2 protein-coding genes are annotated in these 3,334 nt (G+C 35.2%); both read right to left on the bottom strand.

Annotation, left to right across the window (positions count from 1 at the left end; translation table 11 throughout):
* Positions 1-1,405, bottom strand: a 1,405-nt coding sequence (locus BFI01S_RS23605) for a S8 family peptidase (RefSeq protein WP_169799798.1), incomplete at its 3' end; no start/stop codon positions are given.
* 23 nt (positions 1,406-1,428) lie between these two features.
* Entirely contained in the window at positions 1,429-2,538 is a 1,110-nt protein-coding gene (locus BFI01S_RS21320) for an AAA family ATPase (protein ID WP_061794371.1), read from the bottom strand.
* Positions 2,539-3,334: the final 796 nt, after the last annotated feature.

Genomic DNA, 3,334 nt, shown 5'->3' with positions numbered 1-3,334 from the left:
AAACGTCTGGTTTTACTTTACATCCTTCTCTTCCACCACCAACACAACTATAGCTAGCTCTTTTCCTGTCAGCAGTCCCATAATCAAAAGTATATGCCCCTACACCTAACCCGTTAACTAAATCAGCAGGAGCTTGTATTCTATTATAAGGTGAAGGTAAATCGCCATCATTCCCAACAGCAATAACAAAAAGTTTCTGATAGTTCCAAGCCAATGTATCCAATGCATAAGTAAATCTCGAAATCTCATCATCAAATATCGGTCCAACAGGACCAAATGACAAATTGTAAACATCAATGTCATGTCTATTCGGAACAACTTTTTCAATAAATTCAATAGCTTCATATAGGTCCAAATCAGTAGGATCACTTAAAGGTAACACACGAAAACTTTCAACAAATACAACCGGATCATCTAGTTGACTATTTGCTTCATATTGATTTAAATCTCCGTATAATACAACCCCAGCTACCGCGGTTCCATGTTCAATCCCTTCTCTTACTGACATAGAACTTACTGATTTATTCTCCTTACTGAACTTTTCTAAAAAGGGATGTGTGGGGTTAATACCTCCATCAAAAACACCAACTTTTATCTGAGATATAGATTTCCCTAAAGGGGGCAAAAGTAAGTTTGGATCACTGATAGAACCTCTTAATTCTGGAAAAAAATTAAGCTTTAGTGGATGCACTGTCCTTAGGGGGTTAAAATTTGCAATTTTATTTATAACCCTTTTATTGACTATTGCACTAACAAATGTAGGTCCACCTTCGTATGTTTTAAGTTTGATAGTATTATCATTGACTCCGAGTGATATTAAGTTTTGTTTAAACTTATCAATCATTTCATCATTTTCTTGGCCATAGGGATGGAGGACGAACTCTACAGTTCCTTCAACCCAATCATCATCAAATCCTTGGACTACCTCACTACTCTCTAAAAATGATAGCTCTTCAATTTTTCTTACATCGTTTTTGAAACTATCAGTTAATGAGGTTCCATCGGATTCTAAAAGTTGTTCGAATGAAGATAAACCTTCTTGATCGAGCTTAACAAAATGCATCTTACTAATCTTTAGTTCCTCATCTGATTCGAATGTCCACCGCCTCGAACCAATATTCTCAAACTTTGTTTCCTTAAAGAAAGTGGAAGGAATATATGATTTTGCCAGAAACTTCTCATTTAGTCTTAAAGTAATAACAACTTCCTTCATTCTTTTTTCGTCTGGAATTCCATCAATTTTTGCTTTTATATCTTTAACTTGTTTACTTATCCTACTTTTCGCCTCAATATAGCTTCTAGGATACGTCGTTTCTCCTCCACCAAATGCTTTCTTAACGGGTTCAATCATTTTTTCACCATTACCTATAATCGGCAAGTAATCTCTTTTCTGCTCATCAGCCATAATTTCTCCCCCTCTTCTTTAAACTATTTTTCAGTTGACTTCAAATGATGATTTACAGTTGATGCACTTATTCCTAATAAACCAGCAATTTTTGCTTGGGATAACTTACTACCGTAATTTTCCTTTAATGCGATAGACATTATCTTGTTAAAACTAGAACTATCTCCATCATAAATTTCCTTAATTTTTGTAATAAGTAGCTTCACAGGATCAGAATCTTCTACAATTACTTGACGTAACACATATTCACATATTTGCTTAATATCTGAAGGGCTAACTTGTTCAACGGCTTTTGCAATAGCTCTGATCATCTGATTTTCAATTTTCACAATATCTTTATTAAGATTTAACTTCCATAGTTCAAATCTTTGCTCCTCACTTGGAAAAGCTATCTCAACTTTCATATCAAATCTTCTCCATATAGCTTTATCTAAAAACTCCGGGTGATTAGTTGCCCCAATAACAATTGAATGCGCTGGCCATTCTTCTAACTCCTTTAATAGTACATTTACTATCCTTTTTAGCTCTCCTAGGTCGGAAGGGTCATCTCTTCTTTTTGCTACAGCATCAAATTCATCTAGGAGAAGGACGGACGGACTGTTCTTCCCATAATCCAAGACTTTCTTTAGATTCTGACCCGTTTTACCCAAGTAGCTTGAAATCGCTGAAGATAGATCTAAGGTGATTAGAGGCAAAGACAAACAATGAGCTATATACTTGGATATCAATGTTTTTCCAACTCCAGGTGGTCCAAAGAATAGGACACTATTTGGAGGTTTAACGCCACTAGCTATTAACTTCGTAATAAGTTCTCTTTCTTTTAAGAATCGCTTTATGGATTTTTCAGTCTGATCATCTAAGATGACAGTTTCATCAAACGTTGAGGAATCACTTATATTTACTAATGACATAAATGATTCTTTATCAACTGGAGGTGGCTCTATGCCCATTGACCTAGTCAGAGGTGCTCCTGCATTATATGTAGCAATAATTTCGGCCAATTCAGAAGAAAGATGAGGATTCTCTTTTTTTATCCTCCTAATAATTGATAATGCTGACAACTCCACTGTTCTCTTGTCACCTTCAAATGAAGCTCTGATTAGGGCTGGCAATTGTTTAAAAACACCATCCATTCGATACCACCCTTTCTTTTCTTATTCATCGAATGATTTAATTATAACTATTATCAAGGGTTTACGTCAATGTTATTCGATTATCAATTTTTATGTTCATTAATCGAATGGACTTACCCTTATTTTCCGCATCATTGGGGTACGACCGAGATACCAGTAAAAAAAAGGTCATAGCATGGAAAATAATCCCTATTCTATGCCCCTAAAAACAAGTCAGTTCTTAATCAACTGCAATATATATTTCCACTAATCTAATTCTCTAATTTTTTTGTTTGTTAATCCTAGAGCTGCTACCAATATGATACTAACACCAGCTATACTCATTGATAGGTCAGTTCCTAACTTGTCTAATAAAAATCCAATTATACTCCCCAACAGGAAGGAGTAAGAGACCTCCAAACATCTGGAAACTAACTACACGACCTAATACTTCTTCTTCAATTAATTCTTGGGTTGCACTGTCCCAAATTATGATAAAAGCTGTTAAACAAAAACCTATAGCTGCTAATAAAAGAAGTGATACTAATAAGGGTGGAGTGTACGATATACCTAATATAAACAGTCCAGATAAGGCCATGAATAAGTAATATAAAATCCCTCGTTTTGATATCCTTTCCAACCTACCGATAAGAGTAGCGCAGATCACTCCTATTACCATAGCAGCAAGGAAAATTCCGTAAGTTTGTAGAGTACGCCATTAAATGAATTGTTTGCATACACTGGTAAGATAATTACATCAAAGGCTGCTATTCCTATGTTAGGTAATGAACCAATTAGCGAATACTTGCTCCTAACC

The organism is Cytobacillus firmus NBRC 15306 (genome assembly GCF_001591465.1).
GTDB classification, from domain to species: Bacteria; Bacillota; Bacilli; order Bacillales; family Cytobacillaceae; genus Cytobacillus; species Cytobacillus firmus.
This window is presented reverse-complemented; position numbering and strand designations above follow the sequence as displayed.